Source organism: Rhodobacter sp. CZR27 (genome assembly GCF_002407205.1).
GTDB lineage: Bacteria > Pseudomonadota > Alphaproteobacteria > Rhodobacterales > Rhodobacteraceae > Cereibacter_A.
In genome coordinates this window covers 422,005-447,735 of record NZ_CP023549.1, presented here as the reverse complement: position 1 = coordinate 447,735, position 25,731 = coordinate 422,005, and the positions used below count along the sequence as shown (strand labels likewise).

Annotated in this window: 15 protein-coding genes; 7 read left to right on the top strand and 8 right to left on the bottom strand. The window is 64.3% G+C overall.

Going from position 1 to position 25,731, the window contains the following annotated elements; all coding sequences use genetic code 11:
• Window positions 1-328: 328 nt before the first annotated feature.
• From CK951_RS21205 to CK951_RS18165, 4 genes are all read right to left on the bottom strand, one after another.
• Window positions 329-928, bottom strand: a complete 600-nt coding sequence (locus CK951_RS21205) for a hypothetical protein (RefSeq protein WP_157764667.1) — start codon at window positions 926-928, stop codon at window positions 329-331.
• Window positions 929-1,190: 262 nt separating this feature from the next.
• The gene (locus CK951_RS18175) at window positions 1,191-1,937 is read right to left on the bottom strand and encodes a hypothetical protein (protein ID WP_096787632.1); all 747 of its coding nucleotides are present in this window, start codon (window positions 1,935-1,937) and stop codon (window positions 1,191-1,193) included.
• Complete coding sequence (locus CK951_RS18170) at window positions 1,909-2,511, bottom strand: NUDIX hydrolase (protein ID WP_096787631.1); 603 nt, start codon at window positions 2,509-2,511, stop codon at window positions 1,909-1,911. The genes CK951_RS18175 and CK951_RS18170 overlap by 29 nt, the downstream gene beginning before the upstream one ends.
• A gap of 8 nt (window positions 2,512-2,519) precedes the next feature.
• Window positions 2,520-4,295, bottom strand: a complete 1,776-nt coding sequence (locus tag CK951_RS18165) for an inositol monophosphatase family protein (protein ID WP_096787630.1) — start codon at window positions 4,293-4,295, stop codon at window positions 2,520-2,522.
• 89 nt (window positions 4,296-4,384) lie between these two features.
• Here CK951_RS18165 and CK951_RS18160 point away from each other — a divergent pair, with 89 nt between their 5' ends.
• Window positions 4,385-4,999: a recombinase family protein gene (locus CK951_RS18160; protein ID WP_096787629.1), complete on the top strand. Its 615-nt coding sequence runs from the start codon at window positions 4,385-4,387 to the stop codon at window positions 4,997-4,999.
• Between the two features lie 557 nt (window positions 5,000-5,556).
• Here CK951_RS18160 and CK951_RS21200 read toward each other — a convergent pair.
• The 3 genes from CK951_RS21200 to CK951_RS18140 are packed head-to-tail and all read right to left on the bottom strand — an operon-like array spanning window position 5,557 to window position 10,026.
• A complete protein-coding gene (locus CK951_RS21200; RefSeq protein ID WP_157764666.1) occupies window positions 5,557-5,958 on the bottom strand; it encodes a hypothetical protein in 402 nt (133 codons plus the stop codon).
• Window positions 5,959-9,258 carry a TM0106 family RecB-like putative nuclease gene (locus CK951_RS18145; protein WP_198402470.1) on the bottom strand — a complete coding sequence of 1,100 codons (3,300 nt, stop codon included), beginning with the start codon at window positions 9,256-9,258 and terminating at the stop codon, window positions 5,959-5,961. It lies immediately after the preceding gene.
• A gap of 9 nt (window positions 9,259-9,267) precedes the next feature.
• On the bottom strand, window positions 9,268-10,026 hold the full coding sequence (locus CK951_RS18140) for a hypothetical protein (protein ID WP_096787628.1): 759 nt from the start codon (window positions 10,024-10,026) through the stop codon (window positions 9,268-9,270).
• 240 nt (window positions 10,027-10,266) lie between these two features.
• On the opposite strand from CK951_RS18140, the gene CK951_RS18135 reads away from it, so the two are divergent.
• Entirely contained in the window at window positions 10,267-11,265 is a 999-nt protein-coding gene (locus CK951_RS18135; protein WP_096787627.1) for a YafY family protein, read from the top strand.
• A 162-nt stretch (window positions 11,266-11,427) separates the two neighbouring features.
• Here the strand turns inward: CK951_RS18135 and CK951_RS18130 are convergent, their stop codons facing one another.
• Window positions 11,428-11,895, bottom strand: coding sequence for a hypothetical protein (locus CK951_RS18130; protein WP_096787626.1), 468 nt, complete (start codon window positions 11,893-11,895; stop codon window positions 11,428-11,430).
• Between the two features lie 202 nt (window positions 11,896-12,097).
• On the opposite strand from CK951_RS18130, the gene CK951_RS18125 reads away from it, so the two are divergent.
• From CK951_RS18125 to CK951_RS18105, 5 genes are read left to right on the top strand one after another with little or no spacing between them, the layout of a single operon-like run.
• The gene (locus CK951_RS18125; protein WP_096787625.1) at window positions 12,098-15,607 is read left to right on the top strand and encodes a protein NO VEIN domain-containing protein; all 3,510 of its coding nucleotides are present in this window, start codon (window positions 12,098-12,100) and stop codon (window positions 15,605-15,607) included.
• Between the two features lie 13 nt (window positions 15,608-15,620).
• Window positions 15,621-16,253, top strand: a complete 633-nt coding sequence (locus tag CK951_RS18120) for a hypothetical protein (protein ID WP_096787624.1) — start codon at window positions 15,621-15,623, stop codon at window positions 16,251-16,253.
• A gap of 9 nt (window positions 16,254-16,262) precedes the next feature.
• Window positions 16,263-19,076, top strand: a complete 2,814-nt coding sequence (locus CK951_RS18115) for a DUF1156 domain-containing protein (protein ID WP_096787623.1) — start codon at window positions 16,263-16,265, stop codon at window positions 19,074-19,076.
• A gap of 10 nt (window positions 19,077-19,086) precedes the next feature.
• Window positions 19,087-22,389 (top strand): DUF499 domain-containing protein, encoded by a 3,303-nt coding sequence (locus CK951_RS18110; RefSeq protein WP_096787622.1) that lies wholly within the window; start codon window positions 19,087-19,089, stop codon window positions 22,387-22,389.
• A 26-nt stretch (window positions 22,390-22,415) separates the two neighbouring features.
• Entirely contained in the window at window positions 22,416-25,730 is a 3,315-nt protein-coding gene (locus CK951_RS18105; protein ID WP_157764665.1) for an STY4851/ECs_5259 family protein, read from the top strand.
• Window position 25,731 lies beyond the last annotated feature (1 nt).

The window sequence follows — 25,731 nt, the reverse complement described above, 5'->3', positions numbered from 1 at the left end:
CCTGCGGCTGCTGCCGACTGCTACGGAAGTTTCATGGTTGCGCACCACGCAGGTCGAATCAGGGCACCGACTGCAGGCAAGTGCGCATGAACCTGATCAGCCCTCCGACGACAACTGGAAAGCGACCGACCACGTGCAGCCCCTTGGGACGGACGTGCTCCGCGAGAAGTCATGCACCTTCGGCCCGGCGAGCAACTCGCCGGGGTCGGTGGTTTTCCGCTTGAGAACGCTATGGTGGTCGCGAAGGAGCAAACCCGTCGGTAAGCAGCCCGCTCGCTGGTCGAAGCGAATGCCGACCGTTCCGATGCCTGCTCGTGTCTGATGCCAATCAACGGCCATGCGAAATCGCGACCACCCCGTCGGGCGGCCCCCGCGCCGCATGCCCTGCGCGACAGCGAATGTTGCGTTGCGTCCTGATTACTCGTTCGATCAGCGGTAGCTGAAGTAAGGTCCTCACGCGAAGCAGCTGTGTTGTCGCCGCCGCGCCGCGCTGGCCCGTGACGGCCCTGCCATGGGCCGAAAGCCTGCTGTCCGGTCCGATGCCGGTGCGAAGGTCCGCAAAAGGGATGGGCATTGATCCCGGCGAAGCCGTAATCCCATCATCACCCTCGAGACATTCACCGTCGGCGTCCGGCAGGTCACGCACCTCTGTCGCGGCGCCGAGGGCGGCAAGGCGCCTGGCTGCGCGACAGAGATCCAGGACGTCCTCATGCAATCGCGCGGTCTCGCCCTCACTGTGGCCAGCGCCTTGTTCGAGGTGATCATACCCCGCGTCCTCGCCCGGACAGGTGGAGAAGAGACCTCGGGCCTCGAGCCACCTGGCAACATGGATGTCGTTGAAGAGATCGGAGGTCTCGATGGCTGGTCGGCGGTCGACGTCGAAGTCGTCCTTCCGGTTCGGTTCTGAATTCTGCGAGAGCGGGGACATCTTGCCGGGCACCTTAAGAAACTGCCACGACAGTCTCGGCGCAGGCGACGAAAACGCAAAATGGTGGCAGGGAGTGCTGCGCGGGCGTTGCGCGAGCTTCGATCGGAAGCCCGCAGACATTGGTACGCGATCACTCCTGCCGCAATCCGCCGTGCCGATCCCGGGGATGGCGGCGGTATCATCCGATCCTCAAGATTATCGGCTGCTCGGAGGATTACTGAGGGCAAGGAGCTCGAGTTTCTCCCGAAGTAGCTTTATCGACTCACCCTTCTCCTGCCTCCACCCAACCGAAATCGTCGATCGTTCGGCTGGGATGCAGGAGATCGCTGGTGCCGAGGAATACCGTCACCGCCCGGTCGTGAAGCGCGTTGATTCGGGTCGGCGCGTGGGGGTTCCACGTGGCCGCGGGATCGGCCTCTAAGGCCAGCACCATGTCGCGCACCTTGAGAAATAGCGCCATCAATGCCTCGCAGACCGGATGATCGAGGTCACCGTCGAAGAGCGGCTCGCGCGGGATGGCGAAGCACTGGCAGAGACGCTGGCCCAGAGCCCCCGCGGTATGCCAGCCCGGTATCCGGACATACTGCTCGCCCGAGGCGATTTCCTGGCTCAGGGTCCAGACCGCATCCCAGACGACGGTGAAGCTCATTTCGCGCTTCCCGAAGGCAATCGCGGCCTCGATCACCGTATGCAGCAGGCTTGACACGACCGCGGGCGAGCCGAGGTAGTTCGGCTGCGCCAGTGCCTTGAAGGCTTCGGCAAAACTGTCCAGAGGCCGCTCGTCCGGGCTCAGCACGAAGAGGCCGTCGATCACCTCCAGCACCAGCCGGCGATCGGCCGTGTCGTCGGTTTCGAGGTATTGCGCAGGCTCGCGGTTCACCAGCACCGAGACGGCGCGCAGGCCGTCGCCCTGCGGCGCGAAGCCGACCCGGAAGATGCAGACGCCGGTCCAGCTGCGGTGCAGGTGCAGGACGGAGCCGTCAAACCAGGCGAACCACTTCTGCTCCATCGCCACCGGGAAGAAGCCCTTGCGGATCCGCCAGGCCGCCGCCGCATCGTAGATCTGGTCGAGCGCGAGACTCGTGCCGTTTCGGCAGCGGCTTCGTCTTCCAGTCCTCCCTGCAGCAGGCGGGACGCCGCGCCCAAGGGAGGGCCGCCATCGCCGCCTCTGCCGCACGCAGCACCGCGAGATCGCGCGCGCGGCCGGCCTTGCTGGTGGTCTGGCCGATCAGCCCGGCCGCCTCGTCGAAACCGACCCAGCGGGTCGTGGCAGTCTCTGCGCCGGCTTTGCCCTGCTTGCCGAGCGGTCCCATCAGGAAGAAGGCGGTGGTGGAGGTGTCGCCGGGATAGGCGTCCGGCAGGGCGCCGAGGATCTCGGCACGGTAGCCGGTTTCCTCGAACACCTCGCGCAGTGCCGCCTCGGCCGGGGTTTCGCCCGGATCCGGGCGGCCCTTGGCGAAGGTCCAGGCATAGCCGCCGTAGTGGTTCGTCGGTTCGCGCAGGAGGATCTTGCGGTCGATGCTGATCAGGACGCCGCCATATGCGGTGGCTTCGGGAAGGTGGACCATGGGTGTCTCGGTCATCTCGGGTGTCACTTTTCGGCCGCGAGAAGCGCTTCGGCAAGGGCCAGCGCATCGTCGGGCCAGTAGGTCGCGGGGCGCGGATGCCTCACGCCGGGTGCGCGCACCGGACGGCAGGTGAGGATCGCGTTGCGCCAGCGCAGCGGCACGGCGTCTCGCCCCTGGGCCGCCCCGAGCAGTGCGCCGCAGACAGCGCCATTGGTGTCGGTGTCGCCGCCTGCCGCGACGGTGGCGATCAGCGCGGCCTCCAGGGTGGCGCCGCCAAGCAGCTGGTGGAAGGCGTTCTGCAACGCCGTCAGCACCCAGCCCATCTGGCGCTGGAACTCGGCGGGCGGCGCCGTCTGGGCCGCGGTCAGACGCGCGCGCACGGCCTCTGCCGCGGCGCCGCTGCCGGCGTGATCGAAGGCGGCCTGCGCCATCTCATTCGGTTCAGCCCCGGCAATTCCAGCGGCGATGGCGGCGGCAAAGGCGGCGCTGGCAGACTGGCAGACCGGATGTGGGTGGGTCAACCGCGCGTCCTCGGCGCCGAGCCGCGCCGCCCGGACCGGATCGCCGGCGCAGAGGATGCCGATCGGTGCCACCCGCATCAGCGCGCCGTTCGACTGGCTGTCGGAGCGTGTTGCTCGACCCTCGGCCAGCGCCGCGATCCCGACCGCCGTGGTGGAGCCGATGTCGAACGGCCCGGAGCGGCGCCAGTCGACGTAAGCCTGTCCCACCGCCTCGGGGCGGAAGCCGCCCTCGGCCACCAGCGAGCGCGCCAGCGCCAATGCCATCTCGCTGTCGTCGGTCGGCTGGCCAGCGATCAGGTCCCAAGTGCCGCCGTCGGCAAGATCCCGCACACCGCCGGGATGGCTGCGGGCGATCGCGGCGGCGCTCTGGAATTCCACCGCCGAGCCGAGCGCGTCACCCGCCAGCTGGCCGAGCAGACTGCCCTGGGCGCGAGAGAGCCGCAGGACATTCGGCTCGGGCGCTTTCGGCCGGGCGGGCTGCCGAGAGCGGCGGGGAACGCTCGGGATCGGCTGCGCGGCCAGCTGCGCCACCAGAGCCGGCGCGCCGCCGATCACGCCGTTGAAGTGGTCGCGGGCGTGGTCGATCGGCCGGCCCGCAAGATCGACGAGCAGCCTGCCGGCACCGATCAGCAGCGCGTGGCCGCCGGCGATGTCCCAGGACCTGAGACCGAAGGCATGGCTCAGCGCGGCATCGACCTCGCCGACGGCCGCCAGCGCCAGCCGGTAGGCCGGGCTCGGCAACGCCCGGATGCGCAGGCCGGGAAAGGCCTCGCGGTGGACGGCGGCGCCATCCGCCGAACTGGCGTTCAGCGCGATCACCGGTGCGGCGCCAGCTGCCTGTGGCTGAATTTCTCGACCGTTGCGGGTCAGTGCCGTGCCTTCGGCCCAGGCGATCAGGTCCCCGGCATCATCCGGCGCCACCGGGGCGAAGACCACGCCCAGCACCGGCGCGCCCCGCCTGAGCAGCGCCACCGAGATCGCCGAGCCGCGCCGGCCGACGAGAAAGTCCCGCGTGCCGTCCTGCGGATCGACCACCCAGGCATCGAGGCTGCGGCAATCGACGCCCGCGGTCTCCTCGCCGCGCCAGCCGCAGGGATGCAGCCGCATCAGCCGCGCCTTCAGCAGTTCCTCGACCTCGGAGTCGACCGGCGCGTGGTCAAGGTCGCCGCGCGGGCCGCCCGGGCGGTGGAACTCGGCGCGGATCAGTGCGCCGGCCTCGGTCACGGCGCCAACAACTTCGGGCAACAGCGTCGCGGGTGCGGTTTGGCTCTGGATCATCAGATCCTCCTTTGCTTCGATGCCCGAGGCTTAGCTCGGATGCGGAGCAGCGCGGAAAGCTCGGGATTTTCCGCATTGGGAGGGACGGGATGCGCAACGCGGTCGGCTTCTACTGGACCCTGCCGGTGCCGTGGCAGGGCTTCACCGCCCTGCCGCGCGAGGCCGATGCCGCGGCAAGGCTCAGCACCACCGTGCGCTACCAGGTGCAACTGATCCGGCGGCACGCGAAGACGAACGACCTGAAGCTCGTCCACGAGGAGGTGTTCATGGAGCTCGCCCCTGACCGCGGCACACGGCATGTCGCCGATGGGCTGAAGCGGGTGGTGCCGATCTGCCGCGAACACCGGGCCGTGCTGCTGGTGGTCGATTTCGCGCAAGTCCAGAACTGGCGCGGCCACGCGCCGCTGCATGACGCCTGCGCGAACCTCGGGCTGGAGCTCGAGACGGTCTACCCGGACGAGATCGACCTCGACGGCCAGCGCTTCGAGCCGCAAACGCATTTCGCCCGCTGGCGCGAGCGGCAGCGCGACTGGAGCGACGGAAAAGAAGCGCGCCTCACAGCCGCCGTTGCCCGCGCCGCCGCCCTGCGCGAGGCGGGGCTAAGCCTGTCGAAGACTGCCACGCAGCTGAACGACGAAGGGCTGAAGAGCGCCACCGGCCGGGCCTGGACCGCGGACGGGGTGCGGAAGCTGCTGGCAGAATAAAGGGCTGCGAGACTGTCGCTGGAGGAGAATTGCCTCCACCAGCGAGGTCAGACACGAGGCGCTGCGGCACTGGACGAGAGGCCACGATGCAGAACGCCGCGATCTCGAAACGCTGCGCGCGGCCATCAAGGCTGGGCTCACAGCTGCCCGGTCGACCAGGGATTAGCAGAGGTGCGCGAACTAAGCCAGGAGCTGAGCGTAATTTGCCTGACCATCCTGCCGACGGCGCGCGGGGTCTCATCGAGATCGACAACTTCGTTGCGCTCGACAGCCCGCGCCGCGCCGTCTCGTTCATTGCCGAGATCGAAGCACGACTGCGGAAGGTAGCGGAACGGCCAAGCAATTCTTCCGAGCGCCGCGATCTTTGCAGAGGTTGCGCGCCGCTCGGCATGGGGCTACCTGATCTTCTTCATCGCGGCGACGGAAAGGTTCGTATCGTGCGCGTTCTGCATCGCACACTGCGATCTGCCACAGGTCCTTGCGCCAGGTTTACCGTCCTGAAGAGTGTGCATCCACTGCGCCTTCGACAGCATGGCGGGAAATATTGACGCATTTTCCTAATTCGGGCCCGCGAGTGCCTTCAATAGCGCAGCAAGATCTTGCGAAGTGGTGATCTTCACTTTCAAACAGGCTGCCTGAGGAAAGGACCACGGCCGGTTCAAAGCGGAATGGCGACCGCCATCCTTCACTCCGTCGAGGTAAAGCTTGTCCTCATAAGGAAGCTTCGCCTGATGGACCGCGTCTTTGCATTTCGAGGCTACGAAAAAGTTCACTGCCTGGCCGGTCAGCTCCCAAGCCAGCGTATGCCCTTTCGGGTCGGTCAACCCGACCATTTTTTTCGTTGCTCCACCGTTCGGCACAAGGCCGGACGCGCGGATCGCTGCCATCAACGCGCGACGCCGCGGGTTTCGCCCCTCCGCATCATTCTTGGCGATACATGCTTCAATGTCTTCCCACATTCACTTTCCCTTCCATTTCGGCAAAGCGCACAAAGTATTTACCAGTCGCATCGGTTCCACCGTAGTGCATTTCGCCTCGCGCAAGCGGGGCGCGCCAAAGACCAGCGCGAGACCCTTGGCGCGCGAGACGGCGACGTTGATGCGGTTGAGCGAGAACAGGAACTCCATGCCGCGCGGGGTCTCCTCGACCGAGGAGGCGGTCATCGAGACGAGGCACACCGGCGCCTCCTGCCCCTGGAATTTGTCGACAGTGCCGACGCGGATGGCATCGGGCAGTGCCTGGCGCAGCGCGTTCACCTGCGCGTTGTAGGGTGCGACGACGATGATGTCGGAGGCTCGCATCGGCCGCGAAGTGCCGTTCCTGTCGGACCAGCGGCCCTTCAGCAGATCGCCTGCGGCGGCCGCGATGGCGGCCACCTCTTGCGGCGAGGTCTGGGCGTTGCCCTCGTGCGTGACCGGCAGCCAGAAGGCTCCGGCCTCGGGGAAGGATGTTCCGGTGACGCGCTGGCGGGCGGTGTCGGGGTGGCTTTCGAGCCGGCCTTCATAGACCTGATCCGAAATGAAGCGGCAGACATCGGGGTGCATACGGCGCGACTCCGGCAGGAAGATGCCGCGGTCGGGCGGGATGGTGGCGTGCTCACCGAGCATCCAGTCGAGGCAGGAGAGGTTCGCGGGCTCGGGATGGGCACCCTGGATCACCTGTGGCAATTGGCGCGGGTCGCCGACCAGCACGATGTTGCGCGCCGCCCGCCCCATCGCCACCAGGTTGGCAAGGCCGACCTGCCCCGCCTCGTCGACGAAGAGCCAGTCGAAGCGCTGCTCCATCTCGGGACGGGCAAAGAACCAGGCGGTGCCGCCGACGACATGCGCGCGGGTCAGTGCCGCATCGTCGTTGGACGTGGCGCGGGTGATGCCCTTGAAGCCTTCGGGATAGCCGTTCTCGCCGGTGCTGACCTTGTGAGCCAGTTCGGCGTTCTCCAGCGTGATGTCGGGATCGGCCTCTTCAAGGGCCGAGAGACATCCCATCAGCACGTTGCGGATCGCCTCGTGGCTGTTCGAGGCGACGCCGACACGATGCCCCTGGCGCACCAGCGTAAGGATCGCCCGGGCGGTGACATAGGTCTTGCCGGTGCCGGGCGGGCCCTGGATTGGCAGGACGGTGCCGTCCATCGCGGTCACGGCAGCGATGGTGCCGGCGACCAGATCGGCGCCCGCCAGCAGGTCGGGCCGCGGGCCCGTGGTCAGGCGCGGCACGGCGCGCGACAGAAGATCGTCGACGGCGGTGAAGCGGCGCGGCCCGCATTGGTCGGCGATGACCTCGCGCAGGGCGGCGGCGATCACCTTGGTGTCGAGCGGCCAGTCCGGGTGCAGCGTCAGCCGGTCGGTCAGGAGATGCGCCTTCGCCTGTCCGGTCTTGAGGGTGATCTCGCCCGAGCTGGGGTCCAGCGCCTCGATGGTGACGGTCGCCGGCGGACCATCCTCCACCGGGACCGTCGCACTGCCGCCGCCGCGCAGCTTTGTCTCCTGCGGCGGAAAGCGGTAGCTGCGCGCCACTGATCGCTTGACCGGAACCGCCGGGCCCAAGGCCTCCAGTCCGCCTAGCGCATCCAGATCGTCGAGCAGTTCGTCCTCATCCTTGCCGACGCTGTCGAACACCGCCCATTGCGCGGGTTTGGCCTCGCGCTTGTGAAAGAGGCCGAGGTTGAACAGCATCTCCTGCCGGTCCGGCGGCAGGCCGGAGGCGGCAAGGCTTGCGCGCAGGGCCGCCGCGTCGGCGTCCTCCTCGGCTTCCTTGCTGGCGGCGTCGTCATCGCGCACCGGCCACGGACCTTCCGGCCGGATGCCGACCAGCCAGTCGCGCAATTCCTCGGTGGAGACGCAGTCGACGCGGTTGTAATCCTCGATCTCGTCGAGGATCTGCTGCTCGCCGGTCTCGCGCCAGCGTTCGTAGGCCACGACCGAGCCGCCCGCGGTCTTCACCTCGCCCTCGCGCTTGCGGCCGTAGAACGCCTCCATCGACTTGATCGAGTAGTTCGGCTCCGACCCGATCAGCCCGCCGCGCACCACGGCGAAGAGATCGACGAAGCGGCGCTCGCGCAGCAGCCGGTCGAGGAAAGCTTCGCCGATCCCGTACTTCGTGGTCAGGCGCTTCAGCGCTGTGATCTCGTAGGCGGCGTAGTGGTAGATCCGCGCGGCGGGATGGGTGGCAAGGCGGGCGCGGAAGAAGTCGAGCAGGTCGGAAAGCGCCTGCGCCTCGGCGGCATGGTCATGGCCCCAGAAGGCGTGGAACGCGCCGTCCGTCCAGACACCGTGCAGGTATTCCAGACCGCCCTCGTAATGCGGATCGCCCTCGATGTCATAGAAGAGGTCGCCCAGCTGCGGTTCGGGCAGCAGATCGAAGCCCTTGCCCGGTGCGGGCGGGCGCAGCTCGAACGCGGGCGCGCCGGTCTTGCGGGCGTGCTGCAACCGGGCCTGCGTCACGAGACGCAGGCGGGTGGTCTCCGCCATGCCGCGGATCGGATGGTCGAGATTTGCCAGCCCCTCCATGGTGCCGATCCCGGCGGCCTCCAGCTTTCCAACCTGCAGGCGCGTGATGTTGGCGACCGTGAACAGGCTGTCCTCGGCCTTCCAGCGTTCGGCGCAGTGATCGCCCCAGCGGCAGAGGCCACAGTCGGCGGTCGGTGTGGGACGCGTGGGACCCGGCGCTGCGACGAAGGTTTCCAGACGCGCCCGCGCCTGCCGGGCATAGGCGGCGTAGTCGTCAAGACGCAAGGTCGCCCGTTCGCCGCTGCCGAGTTCGACATGGGCGTGCTCCGGCGCCACGCCCTGAATGCCGGTCAACAAATCCGAGTAGAGCACCAGCTGCAGCACATGCTTCGGCGAGGGCTTGCGCTTCAGCTTGGTGTCGGTGACCTCGTAGCTGAACGGGCCGAGGTCGGAGGGTCGCTCTACACGTTCGAGGAAGTCCGACCAGCCGCCCCAGTTGCCGGCAAAGAGCGCACCCTGGAACACCACCTCGGCGCCCGTGGCCAGGGCCGCCCGCGTCGCCTCGGCGTCACGGACCAGACTGCCGCGGGCGATCTCGATCACGCGCCTCCCTGTCGACTTCAGGCGGCCGAGATGGGCCGCCTCATGCGCATCGCCCTGCTTCTGCAGGAGCTGCGCATCCTCGCTGTCCTCGCGTGGTGCCGGACCCTCGCCCCGGAGATGGGCCAGATCGAGCGCGGTGGCATGAGCGCAGCCCATGAACCGCATGAGGTCGGTGGCGGACAAAAGGATGCCGGTGTCGAGCCTTTTCATCGTCCCGCCTCAGGCCGCCAGCGACAGCCGCGGATCGTCCTGCCAGCGCAGCCAGACGCAGGGCTTCATCTCGTCCGGCTCGAGAAAGGTGCGGACCGAGAAGGTCGGCACCCGCGCCTCCGGTTGCGTCAGCACGCCCCAGTCGGCCTCCGGCAGGGTGAGGTCGAGGCTGCCGGCCCAGACGCCCTCTTCCTTCGCGCGCAGGTAGCTGTCACCGTCATGCTCGATCATGCCGCCGGCAAGGCACCGCTTCAGGAGCGCCGCCGCCTCGCCATCCACCACGCCGAGGAAATCTGACCCCAGAGCGCAGGTGCTGCGCTCGACCAGCCGCTCCAGCGCATGCAGGCTGAATCTCGCCCGGTTGATCCAGCTCTGCATGCGTGCCCTCCCCGGTTCCACCGTCAGCCGGGTGTAGATCAGCGCGTCTTCGGCGAAGACGTCCATCCCCTCCGACCGCGTTTCCATTGCACAACTGTTCCGCAGCACGATCACCAGCCGGTCACCGGCGATGCCGGCCAGGACAAGGCCGGGCAGCCGGCGCAGCCGCAGGACCCCGCGCTCCATCGCCCGCCGGTTGGGGGCCACCTGCCGCAGCAGGGCGAAGACTGCCGCATGATCGGCCTCGGCGGCTTTGCCCTCGCCAGGGCATCGCGGGCAAAGCCGCGCTTCAGCGAGCGGCGCAGCGGGCGGGACGCGTTCGGGTTCGGGAACTGAAGGGTCATCGGCGGGCTCCTCGGCAAGGATAACCAGTTCACCCTGCCGCGGCATCCTGTCAGATCCTGTCATGCTCGCGGAGCGGGCGTTTCCTGGACAGGGACTGCGGCAAACCCGCCACTGCGGCTTCTGCCGGACAGGAGCCGGGCCGCGATGAGGGAATGGTGCGGCCTGCCGACCCCTCGCTGTCGCTGAAGGAGGATCGTGCTGAAATGGTCCCGAGGGAGAATCGTGTCGACAGACCGCAGGGATCCCAATAGTTTGCCTTGGTGTCAGTTCCTGTCATGGTGCAACATGTCCTTCGCCAAGGCAGCCGACCTCCTGCGTCTCGCCGAGATGGCCGCCTCGCGCCACATGGGCGTCGGCCTGCAGGACATCGAGGAGGAGTTCGGCGTCGATCACCGCACCGCGCAGCGCATGACCAGGGCGCTCGAAGAACGCTTTCCGAACGTCGAGACCGTCACCGACGACCAGCGGCGCAAGTTCTGGAAGCTGAAGGCCGGCGATGCGCGGCTGATGCTGGCCCAGGGCATCCGCGACAGCGAACTGGCGGCTCTGGAGATGGGCATCCGCCGCGCCGGCCGCGACGGCGCCACGAACGAGGTGGCCGCGCTGACCTCGCTGCGCGACCGGCTGCTGTCGGTGATGCCCGGACCCCATGCCCGCCGGGCCGAGGCCGATGCCGAGGCGATGCTGGAAGCGAACGGCTTTGCCTCGCGCCCCGGGCCGCGGGTGCGCCGTGACCCTCTGGCGCTCGCCACCATCGCCGAGGCGCTGAAGGGCCCGTATGTGCTGACCATCAGCTACGCCGGCAGCCGCGACAATTCCTCGCGCGAGCGGCTGCTCGAACCCTACGGCCTGCTGCTCGGCACCCGTCGCTACCTCGTCGCCAAGGTTCAGGGCGGCGACGGCCAGTTCCGGCACTTCCGGATGGACCGCATCGCCTCTGCCCGGCTGGAGCCCCACTCCTTCTGCCGCGACCCGGCGTTCAACCTCGAAGACCACGCCGCCCGGGCTTTCGGCTCCTACCACGCCGAGCCCGAATACGGCGAGGTGGTCTGGCGCTTCGCCCCCGCGGCCGCCGACGTCGCCCGCGAGTTCGTCTTCCACCCGCGCCAGCAACTGACCGATGAGCCGGACGGCGCGCTTACCGTCCGCTTCCATGCCAGCGGCTGGCTGGAGATGGCCTGGCACCTCTACCAGTGGGGCGACGCTGTGGAGGTGCTGGCGCCGGAGGAACTGCGCCGGATGAGCGAAGGGTTCCGTCGTGGAGATTTCGCGGCGCTGCCGTAGGCGGGACGTCACCGGATGACCCGCCAGGACCTGACCGGCATGAGGCAAAATGACGCGCCCGCTGCGGTGGTGCTCGTTTTGTAGCTATGACCTCGAAGCGGCCAGTGCTTAGGTTTTCGTTGGCTTGCTTCTGCCTGACAGGCAGCACGAAAGGGTAGTTGGCTAGGCACCCAGTTCTGCCGCGTGGATCAGCACGCGCCTAAACCGCATCCGCTCGTAGGTTTCCGCGAATGAGGTGGCCATCGGTCCCAGCCAACTGCCCAGATGTGAGCCGCGCGCTACCAGATCCCGCGTCCAGAGCAGGCCCAAGATCATGTGGGGCAGAAGAGACATGATCTCATCACGTGCAATCTCTTGACTTTGCAGCCCCGTCAAAGGTTCGTTGCCAGCTCGAAGCTTCAGGCGCCCGCTCCCTTTGCTCCAAGTACCAATCTGGCATCTGCCAAACATCAGGTTTGCGCCAGATGGCGTGTCGATGATCGCGAGCCTCTCGGTCTCACCGTCCATCCAGGTCTGGATGGTGCGGATGCGGTCGGCCTCGCTGCTGGAACTTGTCGGATCGAAGGCCCTTAGCAACTGCTGAGTTTGGTGCATGAGGTTGCCGAAGTCCATCTCTTCCTTGGAGGCCAACGCGGCTTCCTGCCTGTCAGTCAACAATCAGCCTGAGCCGCACGGTGACCAATAGTTGCCGCAGGCGTGCCATTTTGCAGCCTGAGGTTCGCCTTTCACTCTATCACTGGAGTCGCCGGCTCTTTCAGGTCAAGAAGCCGGGAAAGGTCTGCGACAGGCCGAGGTTTGCCCTGATCGCGACGACTGGAAGATGGAGGGAGTCATGACAGTGCTGGAAGACATCAGGAACGGCGCGAGCGTCCGTGGTGTTCTTCCCGGTCAATCGGTTGACGTGGTGTCGGTCGAGTGGATCGGCAACCAAGCGATCAACCTCGTCTACCGTTTGGCTGGCGGGAGCGTCGCCGAAACCACGCTCTACCGTGACGACCAGGCACGGATCGAGATCGACGCTCGCGGGCGGGCTTGGTCGTTCGATGCGGATGGTGCCCTTCTTCGGCTGGTGACGGAAGCGAACCGCATCAAGTTGGCGCATTACTTCGACCCCTACCTCGCCATCCACACCAGCTTGGTGGATCCGCTGCCCCATCAGATTTCGGCTGTCTATGAAGAGATGCTGCCGCGCCAGCCCCTGCGCTTTCTCTTGGCCGACGACCCCGGCGCCGGCAAGACCATCATGGCGGGACTTCTGATCAAGGAGCTGATTGCGCGCAGTGACCTCGAACGCTGCCTGGTCGTAGCGCCGGGCAGCCTGGTCGAGCAGTGGCAGGACGAACTTGGCGAAAAGTTCGGTCTCGAGTTCGACATCCTGACGCGGGACATGATCGAGAACTCACGCTCGGGGAATCCGTTCAGCGACCGCAGTCGGCTGATCGCTCGACTTGACGTCCTAGCGCGTAGCGAAGAGCTACAGGAAAAGCTGGCTCAGGCCGCTGATTGGGATCTGATCATCTGCGACGAAGCCCATCGCATGTCGGCAACCTATTTTGGCGGTGAGGCCAAATATACCAAGCGCTATCGGGTCGGCCAGCGGCTCGGCGAAGCCTGTCGCCACCTGCTTCTAATGTCTGCAACGCCGCACAACGGCCATGAGCAGGACTTCCAGCTGTTCATGGCGCTGCTGGATGGCGATCGCTTCGAAGGCCGGTTCCGCGACGGCGTCCACTACGCGGACACCGCGGACATGATGCGCCGCCTTACCAAGGAAGAGTTGCTGCGCTTTGACGGTAGGCCGCTGTTCCCGGAGCGCCGGGCCTACACCGTGAAATACGACCTGTCGCCCGAAGAGGCGGCGCTCTATTCGGCGGTGACGGAATACGTTCGCACCGAGATGAACCGGGTCCAGCGTTTCGCAGCAGAGGATGGCAAGAAGCGCAACAATGTCGGCTTTGCGCTGCAGATCCTGCAGCGTCGCCTGGCCTCCTCCCCGGCCGCCATCTACCAGTCACTGAAGCGACGGCGGGAACGGCTGGAGGCCGAGCTGGCCGAGGCGCGGCTGGTGGTGCGTGGCGCACGATCCGGCTTTGACCTGCCGGATGTGGCGGAGGATGCGCTTCAGAACCTCGAAGAGTTCGGTCAGGACGAGATCGATGACATCGAAGACCGGATCTCGACAACTGCCACCACGGCTGAAACCGTGGATCAGCTGGCGCTCGAGGTCGAGACGCTGAAGGGACTTGAGCGGATGGCGCTCGGCGTTCTGGGTTCGGGCCATGACACGAAGTGGTGCCAACTGAACCGGATCCTCGACGACGAACTGATGGTCGACACTCATGGCAATCGCCGGAAGCTGATCATCTTCACCGAGCCGAAGGACACGCTCTTCTACCTGCACGAGAAGGTTCGGGCGCGGCTGGGGCGATCGGATGCCGTTGAGGTCATCCACGGGGGTGTGTCGCGCGAGGATCGCCGCAAGATCGTTGAGCGGTTCATGCAGGACCGCGACATGCTGGTGCTGATCGCCAACGACGCGGCGGGCGAAGGTGTCAACCTTCAGCGTGGGCACCTAATGGTCAACTACGACCTGCCGTGGAATCCGAACAAGATCGAGCAGCGCTTCGGTCGGATCCACAGGATCGGGCAAACCGAAGTCTGTCATCTTTGGAACCTGGTGGCCAGTGACACGCGCGAAGGCGAAGTTTATGCCCGGCTGCTGGAAAAGCTGGAGGCCGCTCGCGAGGCGCTCGGCGGCAGGGTCTATGACGTACTTGGCGAACTCTTCGAGGGAACGGCCCTCAAGGATCTGTTGTTTGAGGCGATCCAGTATGGCGAGCAGCCGAGCGTCAAGGCAAAGCTGCTTGAGGCAGTCGACGGCGCGGTCAACCAGCAACACCTTCTTGACCTGCTGGCACGCAGGTCGCTTACCAATGAGACAATGCCTGCTGCCAAGGTTCAGGAAATCCGCCTAGACATGGAGCGCGCCGAAGCGCAGCGCCTGCAGCCCCATCATATCCAGAGCTTCTTTGTGGACGCATTCCGCCGGCTAGGCGGACAGATCAAGGCCCGGGAAGACGGGCGCTGGGAAATTACCCATGTGCCGGTGAGCATCCGCGAACGGGACCGACAGATCGGGACAGGGTCGCCAGTGCAGAAGAAGTACGAACGCATCTGTTTCGAGAAGGCCAAGGTCAATCAGCAGCCGGTGGCCACATTCGTCTGTCCCGGTCATCCACTTCTTGAGGCGCTGATCAGCATCATTCGCGAACAGTACGACCACCTGATGAAGCAAGGCGCCGTCATGGTCGATGAGACCGATCCTGGCCAGAAGATCTCGGCAGTCTTCCTGCTGGAGCACAGTATTCAGGATGCCCGGCCCACCAGCACAGGCAGGCCTCACGTCGTGTCAGAAAAGCTCCAGTTCGCCTTGATCGACAAGTCAGGCGTTGTGTCGAACGCCGGCACCGCGCCGCACCTGAACCTGCGACCGGCAACGGCGAAAGAGATAGAAGAGGTTTCGGACAAGCTTCACGAGGATTGGTTACGAAAAGACCTTGAGAAGGCGGTCGCCCATTTCGCCACTGTGGAGTTGGCCCAGAGTCACGTCGCAGATGTCAGAGCGCGGCGCTTGCCCGAAATCGCCAAGGTCGAACGAGAGGTGAAGGCTCGGCTGAAGAAGGAAATCAACTTCTGGGACAATCGTGCCTTCGAGCTGCGTGAAGACGAGAAGGCGGGCAAGAAGACGCGGCTGAACTGGCAGAATGCGACGCGTCGCGCTGAGGACTTGGCCGATCGCCTGAAGCGGCGGATGGAGTTGCTAGAAAAGGAGCGGTTCATCTCGGCACAGCCACCGCGCGTCCGAGGCGGCATGGTTGTGGTTCCTCAGGGTCTGCTGGACGCGCAGTTCTCTACCCCAGTCACAACCGGTGCAGGCGCGTTCGCCGAAGATCCCGAGGCGCGGAGGGTGAGTGAGTTGATGGCGATGAATGCCGTCATGGCTGCCGAACGCGCGTTGGGGAACGAGCCGCGCGATGTGTCGGCGCAGAAAGTGGGCTATGACATCGCCTCTTACGATCCGCGCACCCAGCATCTGCGCTTCATAGAGGTCAAGGGTCGGATCGATGGCGCCGACACGGTCATGCTGACCCGGCAGGAGATCATCACTTCCCTTCATGAACCCGAAAAGTACATCCTGGCCATCGTCCAGATCGAGAGTGGCTACGCACAGGAACCTCGTTATGTCCGGGGGGCGCTGTCTGACCACGAACCCTCGTTCGAGCACACAGCCATCCAGTTCCACCTGAAGCGCCTGCTTGAGCGGGCGGAAGCGCCTCGATAGGCAGGCAAACGCTATGCATCAGAACACCCGCACGACATACACCGTCCCGGCCCGTGCCTTTATCGAGGAGCCGAAACCCTTTGTCGACGAATACTGGCGACGAGCGTTGCGTCTTTTGCGGATGGTTGGAATCCTCCATGGCAAGGGGTTTCAGGGGCTCCGGGTCTTTCCCTACGAATACCCTCTCGCCTATCGCATCTACCTTTTCCCGGGCGAGTACGCCGACCAGTCTGGTGTGCGGTGCCGACCAGAGTTTGAAGCCGCCGATAACCGACTTCTCGCCCGGCATACTTGCGCCAACGGATCGAAGTACTTCGAATGGGAAGATGCACCCGGCATGTCCGCGCACCAGCTGGCGCTGAAGTTCATCGAGCGTTTCCCGGAAATCGCCCGCGCCGCCTTCCGCCTGGATTACGCCTATGCCGGGTGGTACGCGACACTTCTCGCTGTCTGCGAGTACGGCTATGTCCCTTACCTGTTCAGTGAATTTGAGCCTGAGTACGGCGCGCTGCGCATGCGCAAGGTGACAGACTCTGGCACCCACGAGATGGAATGGTTTCCCTTTCCACCTGCGGCCAACTATGGGTCATACCTGACCCCGCAGCCCGCGCCTCGTTGGCTTGCCGACAACGACGAGAACTTCTGAAAGACCACCATGCCGCAGTCCCAAGCCTACAAGAAGAAGCTGATCGAAGTCGCCATCCCGCTGGAGGCCATCAACGCTGCCTCGGCGCGGGAGAAGTCGATCCGGCATGGGCACCCCAGCACCCTGCATCTGTGGTGGGCGCGGCGGCCGCTCGCGGCGTGCCGGGCGGTGCTGTTTGCTCAGTTGGTGGATGATCCCTCCAGCCATTCCGACCAGTTCCCCACCCATGAGGATCAGGAGCGCGAGCGGCAGCGGCTGTTTGCCATCATCGAAGACCTGGTGAAGTGGGAGAACTCGACCAACGAAGAGGTGCTGGAACGCGCGCGGGCGGAAATCCGGCGCGGTTGCGGCGGGGTGCTGCCGCCGGTCTATGACCCGTTCTCGGGCGGCGGGTCGATCCCGCTCGAGGCGCAGCGGCTGGGCCTGCCTGCCTATGGGTCAGACCTGAACCCGGTGGCGGTGATGATCGGCAAGGCGATGATCGAGATCCCGCCGAAGTTCAAGGATATGCCCCCCATCCACCCCGGCATCAAGGAGCGGTCGTTCTATCGCAACGCCGAAGGGCTGGCCGAGGATGTGAAATACTACGGCGAATGGATGCGCGAAAAGGCGTGGGAGCGCATCGGGCATCTTTACCCGCAGGTAGACCTGCCTAAGGAGTATGGCGGCGGCAAGGCGACGGTGATCGCCTGGATCTGGGCGCGGACGGTGCCTAGCCCGGACCCGGCCTTTGCGGATGTGGAGGTGCCGCTGATCTCCAGCTACACCCTGCGAAACAGCGAAGGACAAGAGGTTTGGTTGCGCCCAGTTATTGATAAGGCAAACAAGGCCTATCATTTCGAAGTTGATTCCGCGCAGAATGATCGCTTCCATGACGATTTTAGCAGCGGTACGAAAACTGGTAGCGCGGCCTTTAAGTGTATTCTCACTGGAACACCTATCCCAGCGAAATACATTGACGATATGGCGTTGAAAGGCAGGATGGGACGTCGGCTAATCGCTGCCATTGCAGAGATTAAATCCGCAAAGGCCTACATTTCTGGCGTCAACGTTGATCTTCTCTATCAGGAACAGAATATCAAGCAACTGCTGTCGAATCCGGACATTGCGGAAAAACTCCCTCAGCAGGTTTGCCGCGGTACCTTTGCGAGTAACGCTCAGGGTCGAAGGTATGGCATTAACGTCTTTTCGGACTACTTCATTCCCAGGCAGCAAGTTGCGATGTCGACACTGGTTGCCTGTATTGCCGAGGTGCATAAGCAGATCAAGGATGACCTGCTTTCTTCCAAATGTGAGGATTCCCGGACTAGCTTTGAGGTGGCGGATCAATACGCATCAGCCATTTGCCTGTATCTTGCCTTTGCCATCGATCGAGTTGCTGACGCTGGCAGTAGTATGGCTACTTGGGCTGCTGATGGGTTCATTCGTTTCACATTCGCTCGTCAAGGTATTGCAATGACTTGGGACTTTGTTGAGGCGAATCCGTTTAGCGAAAGCACCGGAAACTTCTTGGGCGCTGTAACTTGGGTAGGAAAGGCTATCGAAAATTTCGTCCCTGCGAGCACTGGCCAAGTAATTCAGGCTAGTGCAGAGGCAGCGCCGATACCCGAGAATGCTGTGATCTCAACCGATCCGCCCTATTACAGCAATATCAGCTACGCAGACCTTTCAGACTATTTCTATGTATGGATGAAACAAAGCGTCGGACATTTGTTCCCAGACCAGTTTGGGACTCTACTAGTGCCGAAGGCCGAAGAGCTTATCGCGGATCGATATCGACAAGGCTCAGACGCAAGTGCGCGACAGTTCTTCCTCACTGGGATGACGCATGCGCTGACGTCAATCCAGTCCAAAGATCGGAATGATAGTCCTACGGCAATCTACTATGCCTTCAAGAAGAGTGAAATTGGCAAGGAGGGCATGACATCGTCTGGCTGGATCACCTTTCTTCAGGCCGTTCTAGAGGCTCGGTATCAAATTGTCCGAACTTGGCCTGTGCGAACGGAGCGATCTGCTCGCACTGTGGCTATCGGGAATAATGCTCTTGCGAGCTCGATCGTTCTTGTCTGTCGCAAGCGGCCATCTACTGCTGAAACTTGCACTAGGGCTGAATTCATCCGTGCGTTGAAGCGTGAGTTGCCAACTGCCATAAGGGAACTGCAGGAGGCCAACATATCACCTGCAGATATGCCTCAGTGTGCAATAGGACCCGGAATCGGAGTGTTTTCGCGATATCGCGCCGTGTTGGAGTCCGACGATAGTCCAATGTCTGTTGATGTCGCTCTTCAGCTGATTAACCGCGAGCTCGACGAATACCTCGGCGGCATCCAGGGCGAGTTCGACGCCGACACCCGCTTTGCCATCACCTGGTTCGAACAGAACGGGTTGAAGGTGGGCGATTATGGCACGGCGAACAACATCGCCACGGCGCGCGGCATCTCGGTCGAAAGCGTGAAGCATGCCGGGATCGTGGAAAGCGCGGCGGGGAAGGTCCGGATCCTGAAGCGTGACGAGATGGATGCGGAGTGGGAGCCGGATGCCGATGGCCACCTGACCGTCTGGGAATGCTGCCAGCATCTGGTGCGGCTGCACGAGGCGCATGGGCTTGGCTACGAGACCGCCGTCCTGCTCAGGAAGATCGGGGCCAGAGCGGATGAGGTTCGGGACCTTGCCTACGTGCTCTACAACATCTGCGAGAAGCGAGGTGAGGCGAAAGAGGCGACCGCCTACAACGCTCTGATTGCCGACTGGACGGACCTCACCCGAGAGGCCGCCGCCGTGACGCTGTCGAACCGCAGCGGTCAAATGAGATTCGAGATCTAAGGACGCCAGGATGGCCAAAAGCACGCGCCAGCACGTTTTTGAAGGCATGGAGTTCATGCGCGACGGCCTCCATGGCTACGTGATACGATCGCTTGAGACCGGCCTCGGCGCCGGCTGGCCACAGAAGGTGATCGCCGAGTTCCCGACGTGGCGGCCTGAGCAGAACGGCAAGTTCACGCTCGACACCCAGAAGCTCCTGCAGATCATGGAGCGGTTCTGGAACGAGTGCTTCCGCACGACGCTGGAGCGGACTCACCGCTCGATCGTCAACGAACTGGTCGACGTCCGCAACAAGCTCGCCCATGACGGCACCTTCACCTACGACGACGCGGAACGGGCCTTGGACAGCATGCGCCGCCTGTTGGAGGCGGTCAGTTCAAGCGAAGCGGCCGACAAGATCGCAGCCATGCGCGACACCATTCTGCGGACCAAGTTCACCGAGTTGGCGCGGAACGAAGAGCGGAAGAAAAGCCAGAAGTCGGATATCTCCGTCGAAACGGTGGCGGGGCTTTTGCCCTGGCGCGAGGTGGTGGAGCCGCATCAGGACGTGGCCACGGGCGAGTTCCAGCAGGCCGAGTTCGCGGCCGACCTGGCGAAGGTCCACAACGGCAGCGCGCCAGCGGAGTATCGCAACCCGCGGGAGTTCTTTTCGCGCACCTATCTGACCTCGGGCCTGTCGACCCTGCTGATCGGCGCAGCGAAACGGCTGTCGGGCACCGGCGGCGATCCGGTGGTGGAGTTGCAGACGAACTTCGGCGGTGGGAAGACCCACTCGATGCTGGCCCTTTACCACATGGCGGGTGGCACGAAGGTCGAGGATCTGCCGGGGCTGGACCAGCTGTTCTCTCGCGAGGGGCTGAGCGTGCCGGGGAAGGTGAACCGGGCGGTGCTGGTCGGCACCTCCTATGGTCCCTCGGATGCGGCGAAGCGACAGAAGGACTACGGACGGCCGATCCGCACGACTTGGGGAGAACTGGCGTTCCAGCTGGGCGGCGAGGCGGGCTACGCGCTGGTGGCCGAGAACGACGAGAACGGCATCGCGCCGGGCTCGAACCTGCTGGAAGACCTGTTCCGGCAGTGCGCTCCGTCGCTGATCCTGATCGATGAGTGGGTCGCCTACCTGCGCCAGATCTACAAGGTCGAAGGCCTTCCCTCTGGGTCGTTCGACTCGAACCTGTCCTTCGTTCAGTCTCTTACCGAGGCGGTGAAGGCGAGCCCGGGCACGCTGTTGGTGGCATCGCTGCCTGCGTCGCAGATCGAGGTCGGTGGGGAAGGTGGCCAGGAGGCACTGTCGCGCCTGAAGCAGACCTTCAGCCGGGTCGAGACGGGCTGGCGCCCGGCCGACCAGGAGGAAAGCTATGAGATCGTCCGGCGGCGCCTGTTCAAGGATATCCCGGGTGACAAGTTCCACCATCGCGACAACACGCTGAAGCAGTTCGCTAAAATGTATCGGGACAGCCCCAACGAGTTCCCGCAGAACTGCGAGGGCGAGGATTACCGTCGTAAGCTGGAGAAGGCCTATCCTATCCATCCGGAGCTGTTCGACCAGCTTTACACCAGCTGGGGCTCGCTCGAAAAATTCCAGCGCACCCGTGGCGTGCTGCGCCTAATGGCGCAGGTGATCCACGAGCTGTGGATGAACAACGACCCTTCAGTGATCATCATGCCGGGCAGCGTGTCCATCAATTCAGCGCGGGTCGAACCGGAGTTGCTGCATTACCTCGACGTGTCGTGGCAATCAATCATTGCGGGTGATGTTGATGGGCCTAACTCAACTCCGTACCGGATCGACCAGTCAGCACCGAACCTCAATCGCTATTCGGCCACCCGCCGTGTGGCGCGGGCGATCTTCATGGGGACCGCGCCGACCCACGGACAGGACAACAAGGGGCTGGATGACCGACAGATCCACCTTGGCGTCGTGCAACCCGGCGAGCGTCCTGCCATCTTCGGTGACGCCCTCCGACGCCTCGCGAACAACGCGCGGTTCATGCATGGCGACCTTGGCCGTTACTGGTACTCGATGTCGGCGAGCCTCAATCGCCTTGCCGCGGATCGAGCAGGGCAGATCGAGGAAGCGCTCGTCCTGCTGGAGATCGACAAGGCGCTGGCGGCCTACATCAACGGCTTGGGTGACCGGGGGCATTTCGATACGGTTCAGGTCGCACCCAGCAATTCGGCTGATGTTCCGGACGAACCCGGCGGGGTTCGCGCGGTTGTGCTCGGCGTGGCCCATCCCCACTCGGGGCGCGACAACTCCGAGGCGATGACCGAGGCAAAGGACATTCTGCTTCAGCGCGGATCCACCCCGCGGGTCTATCGCAACATGCTCATCTTCCTCGCCGCCGAGTCGCGCCAGCTTGACGGACTGAAAGAGGCAATGCGCGCCTCGCTTGCCTGGACGGGAATCGTCAAGGACACAGATCGCCTGAACCTGACGCAGAGGGACAGTGCGCTGGCCAAGGCGAAAGTCACTGAGGCTGCGGAGACGGTAAAGACGAGGCTGAAGGAGACGTGGTGCTACCTGATCTACCCGATGCAGGATGGTGCGCAGGCGGATCTCGAATGGATCACTTCCAAGGTTCCGGCGCAGGATGGTTTGTTGTCACGCGCCAGCAAGAAGCTGGCCAGCGACGAGGGCCTCCTGCCTGAGCTCGGCCCAGCTCGCCTCGACCGCGAATTGCAGAAGTACATCTGGAACGGCAAGGGCCATCTCTCGCTCAGGGACCTCTGGGAATACCTGAACCGCTATATCTATTTACCGCGTGTCAAGGATCGGAACGTGCTGATCAAGACGGTGCGGTCGTCAGTCAGCGCGATGGTACCTGGACCCTTTGCCTACGCGGAGCGTTGGGATGAAAAGGCAGGCCGCTATGTTGGACTGGTCTCGCAGAGCGGAGCGAGCGCGCCGGTAGTGATCGACGCCGACAGTGTTATCGTAAAACCCGATGTGGCAGAGAAGCAGACTGTCGAAACTGCCGCGGCCGCAGCGGCGACGGCTGAACCGGCACATATACCGACGAAAGCGGCCGCTGAGCAAACTGGCCTTCGACCGACTGGACCTGTCGTTCAGCCGGAGCGGAATCCAACTCGTTTCATTGGCACCGTCATGATTTCGCCGGAACGTCCTGCGCATGAAATGCGGCAAATCATAGAGGCAATTGTAGAGCAGTTGACGATATTGCCCGGCAGCGAGGTGGCTCTGCGCTTGGAAATCGATGCGGAAGTGCCTTCTGGCTTGGACCGCAGCAAGGTTAGGACGCTCCTGGAAAATGCAAACACGCTCGGGTTCATCGATAAGTGCGTGAAGTAGTTCTAGAGGTCATCGCACTTTGATGGGTGGGCCAGTTTCACAGCCATCCGATACCTATTTCTGCCGAAGCAAAACAACTCCGCTTCAGAACCAAAAATGCCGTGGATACTATGACACCAAATTTTCTGAAGCAAGTATTTGAAAGGGCGGAAATAACTGGTCCCGATGGGCGACAGCTTCATGCCTACGGCTTGTCGGACGAGATTTACGACCAAATCGAGGCTACGCTGGCATCCCTGCCGCGCGCGCTCAAGCGCAAGTCCGGCTGGGCTGGGCTCTATGTGCTCTGGGCGGCCGAGCGGATCCGGCGGCACTACGATGGCGCCGGGCTTAGCTGGGAGTTCATCAATGCCCCGATGCCAAGGATCTTCGAGGGCACGTCGGGAGCAGGCGTCGTTCAGCTTGGGCTCGACTATTGGTTCCGCCCCCTGCGGCGTGGTCTGAGCGGGCACCGGCTCTTCATGTATAGCCTGATGGCCGAAGGAGGAATTCCCTTGGCCGTCCTGGAGAAGGCGAAGCTTCACGCTCAGGTGCTGCGTGACATGATCGACGAGATTGGTCGACGCGGGGGGGTGACGACGCTTGGCTACGAGACGGCGCTGGACATCGCCCAGCAGAAGATGCGCTACCTGCCCTATACGCTGAAGGGGCCGGACACGGTCGCGCTCTTCGTCGATCTTGCCCAAGCGATTTATGACCTGCGCGAGGCGCTTCCGAAGGGTCTATCCCAAGACCAGATCGAGGACTGGCTGAACCGCGAAAGGTCAGGCTGGGAACGTGATCTGCCGCTGCGACTGACGCCAGCGATCATCGAGAACATCATTCGCCCAAGCCTTGCCGTCGTCCACAAGGAACGTCCCAAGGCTCCACTGGCCCGGCGCGAGATTCATCTTGGCACCGATGGCCGAGCCATGCCCGTCGCGATTCTGTCAGCCGAGGCGAAACTGCCCCTCGCGGCGCTGCCCGGTTCCGACAAGGCGATGCTGCGCCTTGTGCCCCGCTTCATCTCGCGCAGGCCCCTTGTCTATCGAGTAATGAAGGCCACCGAAGGAGGCACGCGCGATCTTGAACGACTAGGCGCTACGGGACCCGAGGTACTGCCGCTCGACCTTGGCGCGTCGCTGGACTTCGACGTGATGGACGACAACCAGATCCTTGGCCCTTGGACGGCACTATCCGCCCTCCCGCCGCCAGAGGAGGCGCCGAGCTTCTGGGCGGGGCAGGAGACCCTCGGTGATCGGCTTCGCCTGCGCCAGCTCTCGGGCGGCAAGACCCGGGCCGAGAGCATTTGGGTGGCGCTGGCCCCCGATGCTGACGCCGAACTCTCCGAGGGGCTGGTTCCCGGGCGCGAGGTCGAGGTGGTGGGGGCGCGGCTGGTCGAGCTGAACGGTTCTGGCCATGTGCGGCTGGGGGCGCAAACTCTGAGGATCGAGACGGGCGCGGAAAGCGATAGTGAGCCTGCCGCACTCTACTTCCTTGGCAAGCTCCTGTCGGGCTGGCGGCTGGTCAGCGGAGATGCGATCTATCTCGGGCGGCCCACGGTCCACGGCCAGCGGGGAGAGGGGCCGTTGATGCCTCTTGGCCCGGGTCAGGTTCGGCGTGGTACGCGGCCGAACAGCCTGTACGGGGCTGAATTCTGGGAGTGGGTTGCCGATGACGAGCAGCTTGCCGTCGCGCGCACTGTCTCGGTTCCGTCCGACGTAAAGATCCTGGCGACAGAAATCCCGACCGGAGGGCTGAATCTCATCGCCTCGGGCCTGCCGCCGGGCCTCATTCTTGATCTTCGCGCCGGAGATTTGGTAGCGCATGGCCGGACCGGCACTGCCCCCCTCGCGCTGTCCCTGCCGACGCGGGCGCCCGAGACTGCCTTTGTGACCCTGACCTTGACCGAGATCGCCAGCGGCAGGTCGCTGGAGTTGACGGCCCCTTGGCCCGCCACGCAGCCGCATTTCATCCGTGATGGTCGGGTCCTTCCGCCGCGCGACCTTGATCTGTCCTTCGACCAGCTGGCGGGGATCAGCTACCTTGCCCCAGGAACGAAGTGCGGGTTGGCAATCGACCTGGTCAATGGCCGAGGTTTCGACCTGCGTATCTCGGGCATGGCGCCCTTGGTGCGGCAAGAGGACTTGCTGCGGAGGCTTCTCGCACAGGGGACGGCAGACAATTCGGCCAGTGTCTCGCTGCACAACTCGGCCGGGCGCAGCGGCCGGATCAACTTACGCCGCTATCATGGCCAAATGCACCTGCAAGGCGACCTGCTGACACTGGGGCTTGCCGCGGACTTGGCGCGGGGAGCCATGCTGGCACCCGAACAACGTCCCGGCACGGCCGAGCTTCACCTTCTGCAGCTTGAGACCGGGGAGGTTCGCGAGCTTTCTGCCACTATGAAGACCGAAGCGCTGAACCTGCGCGAGGCCAGCGGCATCGAAACCGGGCTCTGGCTGGTCCAAGGTCGGTTTGATGGCCTGCAGCAGCGCCCGGTGGCTTGGACCGCGACCCCGCCCGAGGCGGCGGAACCCACGCCGCGCAGCACGCGGGACGCGCGGATCGAGGCCTATCGCCGCGACTTCGAGGTGCAGGCAGAGGCGGGCAGCGCCGCTACCGGGGCGTGGCGCAAGCTCTTGCAGTTGATCCTTTCAGCGCGAGATGGCGGAGATCCAGCCATGCTGGACCAGTTTCACGCCCTCGCACAGTGCCCGGCAGCGCTTGCGGCTATGCTGGTGACCCTGCGCCCGCCCGAGGTCTCGGCCCTTTTTGCACTCGAAGGGTACTGGAGCGTCTTCTGGCCAGCCTTCCCCCTGCGCGTCTTGGTGGAGGCGGTGACGAGACACCTGCAAGCGACGATATCCGCGTTGATCCTCGCAGGGCAACACGAGCAGGATGCGACTGCCATGACCCGGCAAGCGATAATTGGCCGCTTGGCGCTTTTGCGGGATCTGCGGCCTGATCTGGCGGGTCATGTCGCTGTCGTCCTGATCGAGGCCGGCCTTCTCGCCGATGTCGCTCGCGACCAGCGCTTCGACGGTCTCCTGCTGCCCAATCCGCAAAAAGCGCTGGCCGAGGCGGTGCAGGTGATCGCTCGCTCTGACCCGAGCCTGCCACGCGGGATCAATCCCCTCACGCCCAGGTGCCTCGCGCGACCGGACGCCGACTTCCAACGCACGGTTCAGTTGGTTGTCGGGGCGGCGTTGGCTACGGCCGAAGTGTCCATGGGCCTCGCCCCCTCCTTCGGTCCATCGAGCCGACTCGACGCCGTTCTGGTCGAGGCCGCTGCACCCGATCTTTTTGCGCGCGCCCTTCATCCGGCGCTGTTCCTGGCTATGACCACTTCGAGAACCTGAC